This window comes from Bradyrhizobium sp. STM 3562, from assembly GCF_045571435.1.
GTDB lineage: Bacteria > Pseudomonadota > Alphaproteobacteria > Rhizobiales > Xanthobacteraceae > Bradyrhizobium.
Genome location: NZ_CP120694.1, coordinates 538,785 through 559,031, shown reverse-complemented (window position 1 = coordinate 559,031; position 20,247 = coordinate 538,785). Strand labels below are relative to the sequence as shown.

13 protein-coding genes are annotated in these 20,247 nt (G+C 63.0%); 8 read left to right on the top strand and 5 right to left on the bottom strand.

The annotated features are described in order from the left end of the window. Positions 1-147 precede the first annotated feature (147 nt). The 6 genes from P6U23_RS02585 (at position 148) to P6U23_RS02560 (ending at position 12,916) form a co-directional block, all read left to right on the top strand. Positions 148-711: a class GN sortase gene (locus tag P6U23_RS02585; protein ID WP_407178046.1), complete on the top strand. Its 564-nt coding sequence runs from the start codon at positions 148-150 to the stop codon at positions 709-711. A 97-nt stretch (positions 712-808) separates the two neighbouring features. After that, the gene (locus tag P6U23_RS02580) at positions 809-1,525 is read left to right on the top strand and encodes a DUF1614 domain-containing protein (RefSeq protein ID WP_407178045.1); all 717 of its coding nucleotides are present in this window, start codon (positions 809-811) and stop codon (positions 1,523-1,525) included. Between the two features lie 140 nt (positions 1,526-1,665). Next, positions 1,666-3,876, top strand: coding sequence for an acetate--CoA ligase family protein (locus tag P6U23_RS02575; protein ID WP_407178044.1), 2,211 nt, complete (start codon positions 1,666-1,668; stop codon positions 3,874-3,876). Between the two features lie 79 nt (positions 3,877-3,955). Next, a complete protein-coding gene (locus tag P6U23_RS02570) occupies positions 3,956-4,831 on the top strand; it encodes an MlaD family protein (RefSeq protein WP_407178043.1) in 876 nt (291 codons plus the stop codon). Positions 4,832-5,098: 267 nt separating this feature from the next. After that, entirely contained in the window at positions 5,099-11,383 is a 6,285-nt protein-coding gene (locus tag P6U23_RS02565; protein ID WP_407178042.1) for a HAMP domain-containing protein, read from the top strand. A 15-nt stretch (positions 11,384-11,398) separates the two neighbouring features. Then, positions 11,399-12,916, top strand: a complete 1,518-nt coding sequence (locus tag P6U23_RS02560; protein ID WP_407181759.1) for a sensor histidine kinase — start codon at positions 11,399-11,401, stop codon at positions 12,914-12,916. 82 nt (positions 12,917-12,998) lie between these two features. Here the strand turns inward: P6U23_RS02560 and P6U23_RS02555 are convergent, their stop codons facing one another. Both P6U23_RS02555 and P6U23_RS02550 read right to left on the bottom strand, forming a co-directional pair. Beyond that, the gene (locus P6U23_RS02555) at positions 12,999-14,507 is read right to left on the bottom strand and encodes a flavin-containing monooxygenase (RefSeq protein ID WP_407178041.1); all 1,509 of its coding nucleotides are present in this window, start codon (positions 14,505-14,507) and stop codon (positions 12,999-13,001) included. A gap of 110 nt (positions 14,508-14,617) precedes the next feature. Continuing rightward, positions 14,618-15,379 (bottom strand): S1 family peptidase, encoded by a 762-nt coding sequence (locus P6U23_RS02550; protein WP_407178040.1) that lies wholly within the window; start codon positions 15,377-15,379, stop codon positions 14,618-14,620. Between the two features lie 109 nt (positions 15,380-15,488). Here P6U23_RS02550 and P6U23_RS02545 point away from each other — a divergent pair, with 109 nt between their 5' ends. Beyond that, a complete protein-coding gene (locus P6U23_RS02545; RefSeq protein WP_407178039.1) occupies positions 15,489-16,121 on the top strand; it encodes an HAD-IA family hydrolase in 633 nt (210 codons plus the stop codon). A gap of 140 nt (positions 16,122-16,261) precedes the next feature. Here P6U23_RS02545 and mtnA read toward each other — a convergent pair whose 3' ends face one another. The 3 genes from mtnA to P6U23_RS02530 form a co-directional block, all read right to left on the bottom strand. After that, a complete protein-coding gene (mtnA, locus tag P6U23_RS02540; protein WP_407178038.1) occupies positions 16,262-17,368 on the bottom strand; it encodes an S-methyl-5-thioribose-1-phosphate isomerase in 1,107 nt (368 codons plus the stop codon). Beyond that, positions 17,365-18,267, bottom strand: a complete 903-nt coding sequence (locus tag P6U23_RS02535) for an S-methyl-5'-thioadenosine phosphorylase (RefSeq protein ID WP_407178037.1) — start codon at positions 18,265-18,267, stop codon at positions 17,365-17,367. Before P6U23_RS02535 ends, mtnA begins: the two co-directional genes overlap by 4 nt. A 155-nt stretch (positions 18,268-18,422) precedes the next feature. Continuing rightward, entirely contained in the window at positions 18,423-18,692 is a 270-nt protein-coding gene (locus P6U23_RS02530) for a phosphopantetheine-binding protein (protein ID WP_407178036.1), read from the bottom strand. Between the two features lie 378 nt (positions 18,693-19,070). On the opposite strand from P6U23_RS02530, the gene P6U23_RS02525 reads away from it, so the two are divergent. Further along, entirely contained in the window at positions 19,071-20,237 is a 1,167-nt protein-coding gene (locus P6U23_RS02525) for an acyl-CoA dehydrogenase family protein (RefSeq protein WP_407181758.1), read from the top strand. The last annotated feature ends 10 nt before the right edge of the window (positions 20,238-20,247 follow it).

Here is a 20,247-nt window from a genome sequence, read left to right as displayed (position 1 = left end):
CGCGCGCTGCTTTTCCTGTCGTCCCGGCGAAAGCCGGAACCCATACCGCGGAAGCTATCAATTATGGCACAGTGGCCGACGACCTTCGCAAAAACGCAATCCCGTGGTTATGGATCCCGGCTTTCGCCAGGACGACCAGGAGGTGGATTGCCCCGCCTCGCCCTCCTCATCACCCTCGTCGGCATCCTCTTGTTCGGTCAGGGCGCCTCTATCCATGCAAAGGCGTGGCTTGCGCAGCTTCTGCTGGAGCGCGCTTTTGCAAGGACCATCTCCACCGGACAGCCAACCAAACCGTGGTCATGGGCGGATACCTGGCCGGTGGCGCGCATCGAGGTGAAGCGGCTGCATGTCAGCAGCATCGCGCTCGCGGGCTCCAGCGGCCAGGCGCTTGCATTCGGCCCGGGACATGTCGAGCTGACGCCTGAAGCCGGCGAGCGCGGCGTTGCCGTCTATTCCGCGCATCGCGACACCCATTTCCGCTTTCTGCAGGACGTCGTCATTGGCGATCAAATCGACGTCGCCCGCAGCAATGGCAAGCGGTTCCGCTATCGGGTCGACGGCGCGTCTGTGGTCCGGTTCGATGCGTCGGGGATCGATCCGCTGCGCGACGGATATGAGCTTGTGCTGTCGACCTGCTGGCCGTTTGGGGCGCTGACGCCAGGGCCGGAACGCTATGTCGTCCATGCCGTGCTGGTTGGGCCCGGTTCCTAAATCCCGCCCACCGCTTCTCGTTTGTCATGGCGCCAATCCCGTGAGATGCTTCCGATCCGAGCCGATCGGATCAACCTAGTCGAAGCGCGCGAGACGCATGGACTCCGAGATTCATTACCTGCCACTGACGCCGGGCCTGTTTTCCATCCTGGTCCTGCTGTTCGCCGCGCTTATCATCCTGATCCAGCTTCGCATCCTGCGCTACGCCTATACGCGACTGGGCGTTGGGCCGGGCGCTGCATTGTTGCTGCTGTTCGGTTCGCTGATCGGGAGCTATTTCAACATCCCAGTCACCATACTGCCGGGGGAGACGGTAAAGACCGGAGAAATCGTCGACTTCTTCGGCATGGAATATGTCGTGCCGCTGGTCACCCGCTATCCCGGCACGGTGCTGGCCGTGAATGTCGGTGGCGCGGTGATCCCGACCTTGATGTCCATCTATCTGGTGCTGCGCTATCAGCTCTGGCTGCGTGCAGCCATCGCCGTGATCGTCATCGCGCTCATCATCCATGCCATGGCAACGCCGGTGCACGGCGTCGGCATCGCCGTGCCCGTCTTTGCGCCGGTGGTCGCCACCGCCATTCTCGCCTTTATCCTCTCCCGCGAATATGCCCCGCCGCTCGCCTATATCGGAGGCTCCATGGGCACGCTGATCGGCGCCGACCTGATGAACCTCGGCAGGATCGGCGGGCTCGGCGCGCCTGTCGCTTCGATCGGCGGCGCGGGAACCTTCGACGGCATTTTCCTCACCGGCATTCTCGCCGTGCTGCTTGCCGGCATTGCCTCACCTTCGCGGCCGCGACCAAGTTGGTGAGAGGCCTGCCCGCAAGGCGCCCATCGCCTGACGTGAGTTGCCACGCTCTCCGACTGTCCATAAAAATTCGCAAGAGGAGGTGATGCGAATTCACCGCCGCGCGGAAAAAGAACGAAAACGTACAAGGGGAAAGTTACGCCATGGAAGCCAAGGTCTCCGCCATCTCGGAAAAGTGGTCGCCGTCACCGGACGCAAGCCCGGTCATCAAGGGCATCCATGCGATGCTGCATCCGCGCAACATCGTGCTGGTCGGCGCCACCGACAAGCCGGGCAACTACGCCGAGCGGATCTGGAACAACCTCATCAAATACGGCTACGAGGGCGGCCTTTATCCCGTCAACGCCAAGCGTGACACGGTGTGGGGCGTGACCTGCTACAAGGATTTTGCCTCGCTGCCCGAAAAGCCCGATCACGTGCTGGTGCTCGTGCCGGCGCGCGTCGCCGTGCAGGTGGTGCGCGATGCGGCGGCCGCCGGCGCACGTTCAGCGACCGTCGTTACCTCAGGCTTCAGCGAATTGCAGGACGAAGAGAGCCAGCGGCTTGCGGCCGAGCTGCAGGCCGCCGTGCGCGAGAGCGGGCTTGCCGTCACGGGGCCGAACTGCCTGGGCAATTTGAGCGCCGGCGAAAAGATCTTCACCAACATCGATGATCGTATCGTGACCATGGAGCAAGGCGCGGTGGCGATCGCCGGCCAATCCGGCGCGATCGTGATGGCGATCCGCCAGGCGCTGGAGGATCGCGCCGTCGGCGTCGGCTACATGGTGACGACAGGCAATGAGGCGGGGCTCGAGACGCCCGATCTGATGGCCTATTTCGCCGCCGATCCTTCCATTCGCGTGATCGTGGTCTATCTCGAGGGCGTGCGCAACACCAAGGCGTTTCGCGATGCCTGCAAGGCCGCGCGCGCCGCCGGCAAGCCGGTGATTGCCCTGAAACTCGGCGCCTCCGAAGGCGGACGCGCGGCGGCGATGGCGCATACCGGCGCACTCGCCGGCTCGATCGAAAGCTTTGATGCGATCTCCACCCGCGAAGGCGTCATCCGTGTCCGTGGCCTCGACGAGCTGATCGAAACCACCGAGTGTTTTGTCCATGCCGATCTGCCCAAGGGCAACCGCCTCGCTGCTGTGACGCTGTCGGGCGGCAAGCGCGGGCTTCTGATCGACGCGTTTCATTCGGCCGGGCTGAATTTCGCACCGCTGAGCCGGGACGCCAGCGCGAAGCTGGCCAACATGCTCGGCCCTGGCTCGATCGTGGGCAATCCGCTGGACGCCGGATTCGCGGCCGTTGTCGATCCCTCGGTCTACATGAAATCGATCAAGATCATGATCGACGACCCCGACACCGACGTCGTCATCATCGACTCCGAGCTGCCGAAAGCGCCGCACGAGTTGCGCGAGCGCAGCTTGCGCATCGTCAACGACATGGCGGGCGAAGCCGCGAAGCCCGTGATCTACATCAGCGCGATGTCGATCGGCTTCACCGACCATACCAAGGCCTTACGCAAAGCGCTGCCGAACATCGCGGTGCTGCAAGGCATGGACCGCGCCGTCGGCGCCATCAAGGCGCTGATCGACTATGCCGCGCTCGACAAGGACGTGCCGGATATCGTTTCGAGCTCGAAACCTCAAGCCCGCGCGCTGCTGGAGAAGACGCTTCGAAGCGCAAGCGGCGCGGCCCTGGACGAGGTCGCCTCGAAGAAGCTGCTGAAAGCCTACGGCATCCCGATCTCCAAGGAAGGAATTGCGCAGAACGCTGTAGAGGCGGTGACGATCGCCAAACAGATCGGCTTTCCCGTCGTCGCCAAGGTGGTCAGCCCCGACATCTTGCACAAGTCCGATATCGGTGGTGTCGCGCTCAATCTCAACAGCGCAGCCGAGGTAAGGAAGGCCTTCAACGACATCACCGCGCGGGTGAAGAAGCTGAAGAACAAGCCCAGGCTCGAAGGCATCCTGATCGCGCAGCAGGTCAAGGCCGATCTCGAACTTGTCGTCGGCGCCTCGCTCGATGCCGAAATGGGGCCTGTGGTGCTGTTCGGCACCGGCGGCATCGAGATCGAGCTGATGAAGGACGTGGCGCTCGCCGGCGCGCCGATCGACGAGGCGGAAGCGCGCAAGCTGATCGGCCGCACCAAGGCCGGCGTGAAGTTGCGGGGTTATCGCGGCAAGCCCGCCCTGCACGAGACCTCGGCGGTCAAGGCTCTGGTCGGGCTATCCAACCTGATCGCCGATGCCGGCAATCGTATCGCGTCTATCGACGTCAACCCGTTCCTGATCAATACCAAGACCGGGGTCGCCGTGGACGCGCTGATCGTGCTCAACAACGCCGCCGCCAAGGATGCGGCCGGTCATTAATCTTCCGCTTTCATCCCCTTGAACGTACAATGACGTCCCGGCGCTCCGCCGCCGGGCGGATGCGGCTTGCGGGATCAGAATGCGCCTTACCAACCTCGTGATCGGGACGACAACGCTTGCGGTCATCGCCGCGGTCGTCGTCGGCATGCTCTCCGTTCAGAAGCTGCGCCACGCGCAACAGCGCAGCCCTCTGCGCATCGTATTTGACGGCTCGGCCAATGGCCTGCGCAAAGGCGGCACGGTGAACTTCGACGGCATTCCCTCCGGCGAGATCACATCGATCAAACTGGAAGGCCCGCGCAGGATTGTAGCGATGGTGATGCTGGACAAGGCGGCCCCGATCCGCAAGGACACCGTTGTCGGCATCGAGTTCCAGGGACTGACCGGGCTTGCGGCGATCTCGCTGGTCGGCGGCGCTGCAAGCGCGCCACCGGTCCCGCAGGATCAGGACGGCATACCCGTGTTGACCGCCGATTGGAGCGAACAACAATCGATCACGGACACCTTGCACAACGTCGACAAGGTGATCGTGGACAACCAGGCCGTGCTAAAGGACACTTTGCTCTCTTTTGAAAGCTATACGGCGTCATTGAAGAGCAAGGGCGAGGCGATCGATGACGTCATCGATCAGGCCGAGGGCGCGTTTGCCAGCTTTGACAACGCGGTCACCAGGATCGACGGGCTGGTGCCGGGCCTGGCGGATGGCAAGGCCAGCGAACTCTTTGAAAAAGTCAGGTCCATCCGCGAGATGGCCGATGGTTTCAGGCGCAAATCGGCAATCTACATGGAGGAAGGCCGCCGCACCCTGCTCGACGTCAGCGACGCTGCCAACAAAATGAGCCAGAAGTTCGAGCCTCCATCGGCGGCCAATTCGCAGGCCCGCCACGCCGCCAGAGCCCCAGGCGGCAATAATCCCGCAGCGGCCGACCGAACCCGGTCAAGCGGACCTGAATAAATGTTCATCCCGGAGAGGAACCAAGCGCCGGCTTACGGATCGGTTTCGCTCTGCTGAATTTCAGATCTCCACCGCGCTGAACTGCATGGCGCTTTTTTTAGATTCCGGCTGGAACCAACTCGGATGCTTTCGATTGGTTTACCTAGGCCAAATCGGCCAGGTTCCATTTTTTGCCGTCTTCCTTTTGTTGCTTGATCTGGAATTCTGCCGAAGCTTTCTTGTGTAGATTGTGTCCCAAATCGGCGGCGCATTTTTTGGGGGAATGCCATGAGCGACCTCGATCCCGTTGCATCATCGAGCCGTCGCGGCGTGAAGTTACCACCCAACGGAACCGGGACACGAGACCCTCAGCAGGAATTGCTGCACGCATTGCAGGCAATGCGCAGCGGCGACTTCTCCGTCCGCATGAGCGGCGATCATCACGGCGTCGATGGCAAGATCGCCGACACCTTCAACGAGATCGTTGCCGCCAATGAGCGCATGGCCCAGCAGCTCGAGCGTGTCGGCCAGGCGGTGGGACGCGAAGGCAAGACCCGCCAGCGCGTCAAGTTCGGCCTCGCTTCCGGCTCCTGGGCCGACATGGAAGACTCCGTCAACACCCTGATCGATGATCTGTTGTGGCCGACCCGCGAAGTGACGCGCGCGGTCGCCGCCGTGGCACAGGGCGATCTCTTGCAGACGGTGCAGCTTGACGTCGACGGCCGCCCGCTCGGCGGCGAGTTTCTGCAGTCGGCCAATATCGTCAATACGATGATCAAGCAGCTCTCCGTATTCACCTCGGAGGTGACGCGCGTGGCGCGCGAGGTGGGCACCGAAGGCAAGCTCGGCGGCCAGGCGCAGGTGCCGGAAGTGACGGGCGTCTGGAAGGATTTGACGGAAAGCGTCAACTCCATGGCCAACAACTTGACCAACCAGGTCCGCAACATCGCCGAGGTGACGATCGCGGTGGCGAACGGCGACCTGTCGAAAAAGATCACCGTCGACGTGCGGGGCGAGATCCTGCAGCTCAAGGAAGCCATCAACACCATGGTGGACCAGCTACGCTCGTTCGCCTCCGAAGTGACGCGCGTCGCCCGCGAGGTCGGCACCGACGGCAAACTGGGCGGCCAGGCGATCGTGCCCGGCGTCGCCGGCACCTGGAAGGACCTCACCGACTCCGTGAATGCGATGTGCGGCAACCTGACCGCACAAGTGCGCAACATCGCCAACGTCACCACCGCCGTCGCCCGCGGCGATCTCTCGCGCAAGATCACGGTGGACGTGCGCGGCGAGATCCTGGAGCTGAAGGACACCATCAATACGATGGTCGACCAGCTCAACTCCTTCGCTTCCGAAGTGACGCGCGTGGCACGCGAGGTCGGCACCGAAGGCAAGCTCGGCGGCCAGGCGAAGGTGCCCGGCGTCGCCGGCACCTGGAAGGACCTCACCGACAGCGTCAACTTCATGGCCTCGAACCTGACGGCGCAGGTCCGCAACATTTCGGACGTCGCGACGGCCATCGCGAGCGGCGACCTCTCCAAGAAGATCACCGTGAACGTGTCGGGCGAGATCCTTCAGTTGAAGGAAACGCTCAACACCATGGTCGATCAGCTCAACGCTTTTGCCTCGGAAGTGACGCGCGTCGCGCGCGAGGTCGGCACCGAAGGCAAGCTCGGCGGACAGGCCAACGTGCTCGGCGTCGCCGGCACCTGGAAGGACCTGACCGAGAGCGTCAACTCGATGGCCTCCAACCTGACCGCGCAAGTCCGCAACATCGCGGAGGTGACGACCGCGGTCGCCAATGGCGACCTGTCGAAGAAGATCACGGTCGACGTGCGCGGCGAAATCCTCGAGCTCAAGGACACCATCAACACCATGGTGGACCAGCTCAATGCCTTCGCGGGCGAGGTGACGCGCGTGGCCCGCGAGGTCGGCACCGAAGGCAAGCTCGGTGGACAGGCCATGGTGCGCGGCGTCGCCGGCACCTGGAAGGACCTGACCGACAGCGTCAATTCGATGGCCTCCAACCTGACCGCGCAGGTCCGCAACATCGCCGAAGTCGCCACCGCGGTGGCCAAGGGCAATCTGTCCAAAAAGATCACCGTGAACGTGTCAGGCGAAATCCTTCAATTGAAGGAAACGCTCAACACCATGGTCGACCAGCTCAACGCCTTTGCCGGCGAAGTCACGCGCGTGGCGCGCGAGGTCGGCACCGATGGCAAGCTCGGCGGCCAGGCCGAGGTGCCCGGCGTTGCCGGCACCTGGAAGGACCTGACCGACAGCGTCAATTCCATGGCCGGCAATCTCACCGCCCAGGTGCGCAACATCGCCGAGGTCGCGACCGCGATCGCCAATGGCGATCTCTCGCGCAAGATCACGGTCGACGTGCGTGGCGAGATCCTGCAGCTCAAGGAAACCCTCAATACCATGGTCGACCAGCTCAACCGCTTCGCGGGCGAGGTGACGCGCGTAGCGCGCGAGGTCGGCACCGAAGGACGGCTGGGCGGCCAGGCCAACGTGCCCGGCGTCGCCGGCACCTGGAAAGACCTGACAGACAGCGTCAATTCGATGGCCGGCAATCTGACCGCGCAGGTGCGCAACATCGCCGAAGTGACCACGGCTGTCGCGCGCGGCGACCTCTCGCGCAAGATCACCGTCGACGTGAAAGGCGAAATCCTCGAGCTGAAAAACACCATCAACACCATGGTGGACCAGCTCAACGCCTTTGCCTCCGAAGTGACGCGTGTGGCGCGCGAGGTCGGCACCGAAGGCAAGCTCGGCGGCCAGGCCGAGGTGCCGGAAGTCGCCGGCACCTGGAAGGACCTCACCGACAACGTCAACTTCATGGCGTCGAACCTGACCGCCCAGGTGCGCAACATCGCCGAGGTCGCGACCGCGATCGCCGGCGGCGACCTGTCGAAGAAGATCACGGTGGACGTGCGCGGCGAGATCCTGCTGCTCAAGGACACGCTGAACACCATGGTGGAGCAGCTTCGCTCCTTCGCCGCCGAGGTGACGCGCGTTGCTCGCGAGGTCGGCACCGAGGGACGGCTGGGCGGCCAGGCCGTTGTGCCCGGCGTCGGCGGCACCTGGAAGGATCTGACCGACAACGTCAACCTGCTCGCAGCCAACCTGACCACGCAGGTGCGCAACATCGCGGAAGTGACCACGGCCGTTGCGCGCGGCGACCTCTCGCGCAAGATCACCGTGGACGTGAAGGGTGAAATTCTCGAGCTGAAGAACACCATCAACACCATGGTGGACCAGCTCAACGCCTTCGCGGGCGAAGTGACGCGCGTCGCCCGCGAGGTCGGCACCGAAGGCAAGCTCGGCGGCCAGGCCCAGGTGCCGGGGGTGGCGGGCACCTGGAAGGACCTGACCGACACCGTGAACTTCATGGCGGCCAACTTGACCGAGCAGGTGCGCGGCATCGTCAAGGTCGTCACCGCGGTCGCCAATGGCGACCTCAAGCAGAAGCTGACGGTGAAATCCAAGGGCGAGGTCGCGGCGCTTGCCGAAACCATCAACAACATGACCGAGACGCTCGCGACCTTTGCCGATCAGGTCACCAGCGTGGCGCGCGAAGTTGGCGTCGAGGGGCGGCTCGGCGGCCAGGCCAATGTGCCCGGCGCCGCCGGCACCTGGAAGGACCTGACCGGCAACGTCAACCTGCTCGCCGCCAACCTCACCTCGCAGGTACGCGCGATCGCGGAAGTCGCCACGGCCGTGACCAAGGGCGACCTCACCCGGTCGATCCAGGTGGATGCACGCGGCGAGGTCGCCGAGTTGAAAGACAACATCAATACCATGATCACCAACCTGCGGCTCACCACCGAGCTCAACACCGAGCAGGATTGGCTGAAGACGAACCTTGCCCGCTTCACCAACATGCTGCAGGGCCAGCGCGATCTCACCACCGTGGGCCGGCTGCTGCTGACCGAACTGACCCCGCTGGTCAACGCCCATATGGGCGTGATCTACCAGGTCGACAACGAGGACAGCTCGCAGCTACGGCTGCTTGCGACCTATGCCGGCGACGGCGACTATCCGCATCCGGAAGCAATGCTGTTCGGCGAGGGGCTGATCGGCCAATGCGCCCTCGACAAGCGCCAGCGCCTGATCTCCGACATTCCGGCCGACACCGTTCCGGTCCGGTCGGCGCTGATGCGCGTCGTGCCGAGGAATCTCGTGGTCCTGCCTGTGTTGTTCGAAAGCCAGGTCAAGGCGGTGATCGAGCTTGCGTCGTTGAGCAGCTTCACCACCTCGCAGATGACGTTCCTCGAGCAGCTCACCGATTCCATCGGCATCGTCCTCAACTCGATCGAAGCGACGATGCAGACCGAAGGACTGCTGAAGCAGTCGCAGCAGCTCGCCGGCGAATTGCAGGCGCAACAGCGCGAATTGCAGCAGACCAACGAGCAGCTCGAACAGAAGGCGCAGCAGCTCGCCGAACGCAACGTCGAGGTAGAGCGCAAGAACCAGGAAATCGAGCAGGCGCGCCGCGCGCTCGAGGAAAAGGCGACCGAGCTTGCGCTGACGTCGAAGTACAAATCCGAATTCTTGGCCAACATGTCGCACGAGCTGCGCACGCCGCTCAATTCGATCCTCATTCTCGGCCAGCAGCTCACCGAAAACCCGGACGGCAATCTCACGCCCAAGCAGGTCGAATTCGCCCGCACCATCCACGGCGCCGGAACTGACCTCTTGAACCTGATCAGCGACATTCTCGACCTGTCCAAGATCGAATCGGGGACGGTGACGGTGGACGCCGAGGAGATCCTCACCTCAAACCTGCTGGAGACGGTGGGGCGGCCATTCCGCCACGAGGCCGACAACCGGCAACTGTCGTTCACCATCGAGGTGGATCCCAACCTGCCGCGCAGCATCGTCACCGATTCCAAGCGCCTGCAGCAGGTGCTTAAGAATTTGTTGTCCAACGCCTTCAAGTTCACCGCCGAAGGCGGCGTGCAGCTCAAGGTTGGAGCCGCGCTGTCGGGGTGGAGCGGCGATCATCCGGTGCTGAATACGGCGCCCGCCGTGATCGCCTTCGAGGTCTCCGACACCGGCATCGGCATTCCCCTGGAGAAGCAAAAGCTGATCTTCGAGGCCTTCCAGCAGGCGGATGCCGGCACCAGCCGCAAATACGGCGGCACGGGCCTTGGCCTTGCCATCAGCCGCGAGCTTGCGAGCCTGCTCGGCGGCGAGATTCACTTGAAGAGCGCGCCCGGCAAGGGCTCGACCTTCACGCTCTATCTGCCGCTCAAATATTCCGGCCCGACGATCGCGGCGCGCGCACAGGTCACGTCCTCCTCGTATGGCGGCACGCCGGCGCTGCAGGCACCGACGCAGGAGCGCGCGATCGAGCAGCTCCCCGACGACCGTCTCAATCTTGAGCCGGGCGACACGATTCTCTTGATCGTCGAGGACGATCCGCATTATGCGCGCGTGCTGGTCGATCTCGCACGCGACAAGGGATTCAAGGTGCTGGTGGCGGCGCGCGGCGCCGAAGCGCTGGACCTTGCCAAACAATACCAGCCGGCGGCGGTCTCGCTCGACGTGTTCCTGCCTGACATGCTGGGCTGGACGGTGCTGAGCCAGTTGAAACACAATCCGCTGACACGGCACATTCCGGTTCAGATCATCACGCTGGATGAAGATCGCCAACATGCACTGGCGCGTGGCGCCTTCTCCTTCGTCAACAAGCCGACCACGACCGAGGGCGTCGCCGCCGCGCTGGCGCAGATCAAGGAATATGCCAAGCCACGCCGCAAGCGGCTCCTCATCGTCGAGGACAACGAGGCGGAGCAGCTCTCGATCCGCGAACTGCTGCACCACGACGACATCGAGATCCTTGCGGCCGATACTGGCAGGGGCGCGTTGTCATTGATGCGGGAAAGGCCTTGCGACTGTGTGGTGCTGGACCTGCGCCTTCCCGACATGAGCGGGTTCGAGGTGCTGGATGAGATCCGCAACGACGAAATCCTGTCGAATGTTCCCGTCGTGGTGTTCACGGGGCGCGAGCTTTCCCCCGAAGAGGATGCGGAACTCCACACGATGGCACGCAGTATCGTGGTCAAGGGGGTGGAATCGCCGGAGCGCCTGCTCGACGAAACTTCACTGTTCCTGCACCGCGTGATCACGGAACTGCCGATCGAAAAGCAGCGGATGCTGGAAAAGCTGAACAGTTCCGACGAGGATCTGGTCGGCAAGACCGCGCTTCTGGTCGACGATGACGCGCGCAACATTTTTGCGCTCTCGAGCGTGCTGGAACGGCGCGGCATGAAGGTTCTGACCGCGACGACGGGGAGCGAGGCGGTGGCGTTGGTCGAGTCGAACCCGGAGATCGCCATCGTGCTCATGGACATCATGATGCCGCAGATGGATGGCTATCAAACGATCGGCGCAATTAGGCAGAACCCGTCATTCGGACGGCTGCCGATCATTGCGTTGACCGCGAAAGCGATGAAAGGCGACCGCGAGAAATGCCTGGAGGCAGGCGCCTCCGATTATCTCGCAAAACCCGTCAATACCGAGCAACTGCTGCTTGCCATTCGCATGTGGCTGCACCGCTGATCGATGGCCTCCATGATGGATCATGAAAAGGTGAACATTCTTCTGGTCGACGACCAGCCGGCCAAGTTGCTCGCCTACGAAGTTATCCTGAAAGAACTCGGCGAAAATCTCGCGGTCGCGACCTCCGGCCGCGAGGCCCTGGAATATCTGCTCAAGAACGAGGTCGCGGTCATCCTCGTCGATGTCTGCATGCCCGAACTGGACGGCTTCGAGCTCGCCGCCATGATCCGAGAGCATCCGCGCTTTCAGAAGACGGCAATGATCTTCATCTCGGCCATCCAGGTCAGCGACCTCGACCGCCTGCGTGGCTACGAGATGGGAGCGGTGGATTATGTTCCGGTGCCCGTCGTTCCCGAAGTGTTACGCGCGAAGATCAAGGTCTTTGCCGAGCTCTATCGCAAGACGAGACAGCTCGAGCGGCTCAACACCGAGCTCGAGGACCGCGTCCGCGCCCGCACGGCCGAGCTGGAGAACTCGAACACCAAGCTGGTCGAGAGCGAGCAACGCCGCAGCATGGCGCTCGCCGCCGGCAAGATGGGGTCGTGGGATTGGGACTGGGTCAACGGCGACTGGATGTGGGACGAGGGCCAATACCGGATTTTTGGCGTCGATCCCAGGAGCTTTGAGGTTACGTCGGAGAACATCAAGAAGCTGCTGCACCCGGATGATCTCGAGCAGTTGCGCAAGGCGGTCAGCCATTTCGAGCGCGGCACCCACGCCTATGAAACGGAATTCCGCATTGTGCGCCCTGATGGTGAGGAGCGCTGGTGCGTCGGCACTGCAGCCGCGTCCGTCGATCGGACCGGGCGGGTGGTGCGGGTGAGCGGCGTCACCATCGACATCACCGAACGCAAACGCGCGGAGGACCGGCAAAACCTGCTTGCACGAGAGGTCGATCATCGCGCCAAGAATGCCCTCGCGCTCGCGCAATCGATCGTGCGGCTGACGCGCGGGGCGACGCTGCAGGAATATATCCAGGCGGTCGAGGGAAGGATCAGTGCGCTGGCGCGCGTTCACACCATCCTGTCGTTGTCGAACTGGCAGGGCGCCGAGATCGGACGGCTGGTTGACGAGGAGATCTCGCCCTATTCCACCGGCGAACAGATCGAGCTTTATGGGCCGGAATTGCAGCTCGAGCCCGCGACCGCGCAGACGCTGGCGCTGGCCGTTCATGAGCTGGTCACCAATTCCGCCAAATACGGTGCGCTCTCCGCGCATTCCGGCCGGCTGAAGATCCGGTGGGAGGTGCGGCCCGATCTCCTGCAAATCCTTTGGGAAGAGCGCGACGGACCGCTGGTGCAAACGCCGATATCGCGCGGCTTCGGCACACGCAGCGTGATCGCCAGCATCGAGTCGCAGCTCGGCGGGCGGGCCGACTTCGATTGGCGCACGGAGGGCCTCATTTGCCGTTTATCGGTGCCGCTGGGCAAGGATTTCCCGGCGGGCCAGGTCAATCTTCATGCTGGCTTCAATCGCAGCGGTAACGCCAGCGGCCGAGAGCCACTGCTGCGATCGGCCGGCGCGGCGGAGTGATCTTTCCGCGGTTCCGAGCGCAATCCGGATCGCATCCGCGGAGAAAGCCTGGATTGCTTCGCTTCGCAATGACGGCAATACCTCACCCATACACAAACGCCTTGTCGTCCAGATCGATCGCCGGGATCTCGTCCTTCTCGGCCCAGTAATCCTGGCTGTGCTGCCACTCCGGCTTGTCGCCGCGCTTGGGCAAGAGATGCATGTTGCGCATCATGTAGCCGGGATTGAAATTCTCCGGATCGATCCAGGACAATAGCGGCATGTTGTGGTCCTCGGGCCGCAGCGCGACCTCGACTTTCCCGGCGCCCTTCTGCTTCATGTGCTTGAGCAGCCGGCAGACGAAATCCGCCACGAGATCGGCACGCAACGTCCAGCTTGCGCGGAAATAGCCGAACACCCAAGCCATGTTCGGAATGCCGGTGAACATCATGCCGCGATAGGTGATGGTCCGGGAGAAATCGAGCGGCCTGCCGTCGATCTCAAAGTGGATATCGCCGAGCACATTGAGGTTGAAGCCCGTCGCCGTGACGATGATGTCAGCCTCCAGCACCTTGCCCGATTTGAGCAGAATGCCTTTCCCGGTGAAGCGCTCGATCTCGTCGGTGACCACGGAGGCCTTGCCGCTTTTGATGCCTAAAAACATATCGGCATCGGGCACGAACGCGATGCGCTGCCGCCACGGCCGATAGCGCGGCGTGAAATGGGCGGCGACATCATAGTCCGGCCCGAGCACGGCGGTGATCTGGCCGATCAGTTCTTTCTTCACCTGCTCCGGCTCGGCCACGCAGCGCTTGGTGAAGGCATCCTGCTCGTAAAGAATCTTGCGCCGGACAATCTCGTGGATCCATTCCTCCTTCACCTGCAGGCGACGCAATTCCTCGGCGAGCTCAATGGCATTGCGCCCGAGCCGGAAATAGGTCGGCGAGCGCTGCAGCATGGTGACGTGCGCGCATTTGTCGGCGATGTTTGGAATCAGCGTGGCCGCGGTCGCGCCAGAGCCGATCACGACGACATTTTTTCCTGTCAGATCGAGATCGTCGGGCCAGCGCTGCGGATGCACGATACGGCCGTCAAATTCCTTCATGCCCGGCCAGTCAGGCGTGTAGCCTTCGGAATGCCGATAGTAGCCCTGGCACATCCACAAAAAATTGGCCGTGAAATTCGCGCGCTCGCCACTGTCGGTCTTCTCCGCCGTGATGGTCCAGAGCCTGGTTTCGCTCGACCAGCTCGCCGACAGGATGCGGTGCTTGTAGCGGATGTGCCTGGCGAGATCGTTCTCCTCGATCACCTCGCCCATATAGGACAGAATCTCGGCGGCCGTCGCGATCGGAGGGCCGACCCACGGCTTGAAGCGATAGCCGAAAGTGTGGAGATCGCTGTCGGAGCGGATGCCCGGATATTTATGCGTGATCCAGGTGCCGCCGAAGCTCTCCTGCGCATCGAGGATCACGAAGCGCATGTCGGGAAGCTGGGTCGTCAAGTGATAGGCGCTGCCGATGCCGGAGATGCCGGCGCCGACGATCAGCACATCGAAATGTTCAGGTGTTGGGGACGCGAGATTGGAGATCGATCGTGCGGTCTCGATGTTCATCTGGTTGCTTCCATTCCCTAGGAATTGGTCTCTTTCCGGACCTTGATCTTCTCGGGTCGTCGCTTAGCAGCGACGCCTTGCAAAATGACTTAGACTAGTTGCTGACGCAATCACAGCGCAAAACCCCATTGCCGCGCAGTTTGCAGAATCCAGTCCTTGTAGAGGGTGAGCGGCGTCACTCCGGTCAAACCGCCGCAGCCGGCGCTGCCGTTCGGTCCGGTCGACCAGCTAATGACGCCGATGATGGTCGGCGCGCCCTGCTGATCCTCGAACACCGGCCCGCCGGAATCGCCGGTGCAGGCGCCAAGTCCGTCCCTTGAGCCGCTTGTTGCCGGATCGACCAGCCGAATCTGCAAGCTGCCCGGCTTTCCCGTTGCCACCAGGCCTGCGCTGCGGACGATGCCGCCGCTTTTGCCGTCGCCACGCACGGTCACGCCGATGCCGGCAATGGTGAATTTGCCGCCCGGCGAAACTGGCGGAACGGGCGCACCAAGCATCGCGGACGTTTTTCCCTTTGCCGGAATTTCGAGTTGCAACAGCGCCACGTCGGCCGTGGCGCGATGCGCCAGCATCGCCTGCATCTGAAAGCCGGGGTGAATGGCAATGCGCTTCACATCCCTCAATTGCGGTTTCCGCTCGGCATCATACTCGACCATCTTGTATTCGGCGCCCGGCTGCACGCAATGCGCGACCGTCAGCACCAGCGCGGGCGCGATCAGGCTGCCCGAGCAAAAATTCCCGCGCGAGCCGACAATGGTGACCACGGCGCGGCCAATGCCCTCGTTGGACGGCGCCGCGCCGCCCACGATGGCCTGGGCGGCGGGCGAACTCAGCAGCACGACGGCCGCCGCGAACAGTGCAAGAATTTTCATGTCTCCAGCCATAACCGCTCGCACACGTCCCGCCAAGGATGCATAACTGGTCCGGCCGGGCTGACCTGCTTGCCCGTTTGAAACGGCGTTTGAAAGCTTAGAGGACTTGATGATTGAAGCGGTGATCTGGGATTTCGGCGGGGTGCTGACCACCTCGCCGTTCGAGGCTTTCGCGCGGTTCGAGCGCGAGCGCGGATTGCCGATGGACATCATCCGGCGCACCAACGCCGCCAACCATCTGGAAAACGCTTGGGCGAAATTCGAACGCGCGGAGATCGACATCGACGGCTTCGACAAGCTGTTCGCCGCGGAGTCGCTGGCGCTGGGCGCGGAAGTCCGGGGGCGCGATGTGTTGCCGCTTCTCGCCGGCGATCTGCGGCCGGAGATGGTCGAAGCCTTGAAGCGGATCAATGCCAAATTCAAGACCGGCTGCATCACCAACAATCTGCCGGCCAACGCGATCGGCAGCGCCGCCGGCCGAAAGCTTTATATCGCGGAGGTGATGGCGCTGTTCGACCATGTCATCGAGTCCGCCAGGATCGGCCTGCGCAAACCCGATCCGCGCATCTACGGGATGATGGTGGAGGCGCTGAAGGTGGATCCAAAGCGATGCGTTTATCTCGACGATCTCGGCATCAACTTGAAGCCGGCCCGCGCCATGGGGATGACGACGATCAAGGTAACGAGCGCGGCCCAGGCGATTGCGGACCTTGAGGCGGCGACGGGGTTGAAGCTCGCCTGACCAAGAACAGTACGCCAAACCATCACCTTCACCCTGAGGAGGCGCGGAAGCGCCGTCTCGAAGGGCGACGGCCCGGCTGCACCAGCGGGGCCGTTCATCCTTCTCGCTTGCGCGAGCGCCTCAGGATGACCGACCAGCACTTACTCCGCTGCGCTCGCCATCCGCTCCGGGAACGTGGCGGCCAGTGCCATGCGCTCCGGCTTCAGTACGCCGCGCTCTGTGATCAGGCCCGTGACCAGCCGCGCCGGCGTTACATCGAATGCGTAATTCGCGACGGGCGACTCCTGCGGCACGATCCGCACCGTCTCGATCCGCCCGTCGGCAGTGCGGCCGGTCATGGTCGCGACCTCTTCGCCGCCGCGCTGCTCGATCGGCACCGCGCGCCCGTCGCTGACATTGAAATCGATCGTCGGCGAAGGCAGCGCGACATAGAACGGTACGCCATTGTCGAAGGCCGCGAGCGCCTTGAGGTAAGTGCCGATCTTGTTGCAGACGTCGCCATTGGCGGCGACGCGATCGGTACCGACGATGATGAGATCGACCATGCCATGCTGCATCAGATGGCCGCCGGTGTTGTCGGGAATGACGGTGTGCGGCACGCCGTGATGGCCAAGCTCCCAGGCGGTGAGCGATGCACCCTGGTTGCGCGGACGGGTCTCGTCGACCCAGACATGGATGTTGTGGCCGCGATCATGCGCGAGATAGATCGGCGCGGTCGCCGTTCCCCAATCGACGGTCGCAAGCCAGCCGGCATTGCAGTGGGTCAGCACGTTGACGGCTTCACCGGGCTTCTTGCGGGCGGCAATCGCCTCGATCACCGCAAACCCGTTTTGCGCGATCCCTTGGTTGATGACGACATCCTCATCCGCAATGGCGGCGGCGCGGGCGTAAGCCGCCGCCGCCCGCGCCGCCGGACCAAGCGGCCGCAACAACGCGCGCATCTCCTCCAGAGCCCATTTTAAGTTGATCGCGGTCGGCCTCGTGGCAACCAGCACGGCGTACGCGCGATCGATCGCGGCATCGCTCGCATCTTCACGCATGGCGAGCGCCATGCCGAACGCCGCGGTGGCGCCGATGAGCGGCGCGCCGCGCACCAGCATGGAACGGATCGCTTCCGCGGCTTCCAAGCAGTTGGTCAGCCGCGCAATCACGAATTCATGCGGCAGCCGCCGCTGGTCGATGGCACGGACCGACCAGCCGTCCTCGTCGAGCCAGATACTTCGGAAATGTTTGCCATCGACCTTCACGGCACACCCATTTCTGTTGCGGCCTTAAGCCCAAGCACCCGCCCCGCCACCGCATCGAGCTTTTTCAGCAACTCGGGGTCGCGCGCTTCCGGCACGGTGATCAACGCGGTGTCGAGCGCCCGATCGGAGCCGATCGGACAGGGCTCGTGCTCCCTTGGAAAATCCCGGGCCAACCGCGCCACCAGCGCCTTTGCCTTGTCGGCGTTCGAGTTCAGGACCCGGATGATGTCCTGCACGGTGACAGCATCATGATCCGGATGCCAGCAGTCGAAATCTGTCACCATCGCCACAGTAGCGTAGCAGATTTCGGCTTCGCGCGCGAGTTTCGCCTCGGGCATGTTGGTCATGCCGATGACGGAATAGCCGAGGTTCTTGTAGGTCATGCTCTCGGCATAACTGGAGAATTGCGGACCCTCCATGCAGAGATAGGTGCCTTCCCGCGCAACTCTGATGCCCTCGGCTTCCGCCGCCGCCGCAAGGTGGATGCGCAGCCGCGGCGAGACCGGATGAGCCATCGAGACATGGGCGACGCAGCCCTTGCCGAAAAACGAGCTCTCGCGCTTGTACGTGCGGTCGACGAACTGGTCGACCAGCACGAAAGTTCCCGGCGACAATTCTTGCTTGAAGGAACCGCAGGCCGAAAGCGAGACCAGATCGGTGACACCGGCGCGCTTGAGCACATCGATGTTGGCGCGATAGTTGATATCAGAGGGCGACAGCCGGTGGCCCTTGTCATGCCGCGGCAGGAACACGATCGGCAGGCCCGCGATGGTGCCGCGGCGCACGGGCGAGGACGGCTTACCCCACGGGCTCGCGATCGCCTCGTCGTGCGCATTTTCCAACCCCGGCAGATCGTAGATGCCGGAGCCGCCGATGATGCCAAGAACTGCCTTTGCCATGATCTCCCCGCTGGTCTGGTCCGAGCCAGTCTAGCGGAGATTTGCGGCGGGAGCGATGGTTGACGAAGATGTCATTCCTTGGCGAAGCGCCAGCATCGAACCCGAAGATTCCGGATTCTCGCTTCGCGAGCCCCGGAATGACCGCGTGAAAACGACTAAGCCGCCGTCGGCTGAAGCTGCCTCGCAACCATCCTTTGCAGCGTCTCGACCGATTGGAAATTCTCCGGCGTGATCTCATCTTGCGGAATCGTGAAATCGAACTCCGCTTCCACCGAGAGCATCAGGTTGACCATGTCCATCGACGTCAGCCCGATGTCGACGAGCTTGGCGTCCGGAGCGACTTCAGCGGTGAGCGAATTCTGTTCGATGACCGCTTTCACCAAGGCGGCGATCCGGTTGCGAATATCGGCCTCGTGGCTTTGCATGCTCAACTCTTATTCCCACAATCGAGATACGGTGCTGATATCAGAACAGCAAAGATCATAGGGACAAATGCCTGACGTTGAGGTTGACGCATTCTAATCAAATGCGGCTTTTGCATTTAAGGCTAACGCGTCTTCACGACTTTTCTCGCCAGGCGAACACCGAGGATTAACTGTCCATCTCGAAAGGCAATCATTTACCCTGAATTTCATCGACGCATTTGAATTAAATCCATAGCCTCCGGCCTCAATCGAGAACAATCAGACAGCCGATGCTGGCGCAGGCGCCTCGCCTGACGCGCTGCACGACGCAATAAAAACCGGAGGTCGGTCATGAATGTCCAGCACGCCAAACCTGCGGCAGACGACGATTACCTGCTGATGGACCGCGGCTCGCTGTTCCAGCAGCGCACCGCAGCCGTTGTGGCCGCGGCAGCGGCCGAGGCGGAGGAGGTCGACCGCGACGCGCGCTTTCCGAGGGCCGCCTTCGATGCTGCGCGCGAACAGAAGCTGCTGGGCATGTTGATCCCCGTCGAATTCGGTGGCTTCGGCGCCTCGATCCAGGACGTGACCGAAATCTGCTACACGCTCGGCCGCGCCTGCGCATCGAGCGCGATGATCTTTGCCATGCATCAGACCAAGGTCGCCTGCCTGGTCCGGCACGGCGCCGGCAGCCGCTACCACCAAGACCTGATGCGGCGCGTGGCGGTGGAACAATTGCTGCTGGCGTCATCGACCACCGAGGGCCAGAACGGCGGCAATATCCGCGCGAGCGCCGCGGCCGTCGAACACGATGCCGATGGGATTTCGCTCACCCGCAACGCCACCGTGATTTCCTATGGCGCCGAGGCCGATGGCATCGTCACCATCGCGCGCCGTGCCAACGATGCCGCGGCTTCCGACCAAGTGCTGCTGGCGGTGACCAAGGATCATTACACCCTCGCCCGTGGCCAGGGCTGGGAAACGCTGGGCATGCGCGGCACCTGCAGCGCAGGCTTCGAGCTGAAGATCAAGGGCCCGGCGGAAATGATGTTCCCGGAAGCCTATGAGCGGATTCACGCCCAAACGATGACGCCGGTCGCGCATCTCACCTGGTCCTCGGTGTGGGCCGGCATCGCGGCGGCCGCCGTCGAACGCGCCCAGCGCTTTATCCGCAAAGCCGCGCGCGGTGCAGGCGGCCAGATGCCGCCGGGCGCGGCGCATTACACGGCCGCGAAGATGTCCCTCACCAAGCTCCGCGCCATGATCGCAGGCCATCTCGACCTCTACGCCGTGCATGAATATGACGAGCGCGCGCTGAGCTCGATCGACTTCCAGTCCGCGATCAACCTCTTGAAGGTGCAGGCCTCGGAGCTTGCCGTGGAGACCGTCACGCACGCCATGCGGGCCTGCGGCCTTGCCGGTTATCGCAATGACGGCGAATTCTCCATCGGCCGCCATTTGCGCGACACGCTGTCGGCGCCGCTGATGATCAACAACGACCGCATCCTTGCGAATATCGCCACCGCGAGCTTGATGAGCGCCGTGCCTACGACCCTTCGTGATTGATGGAAATGCC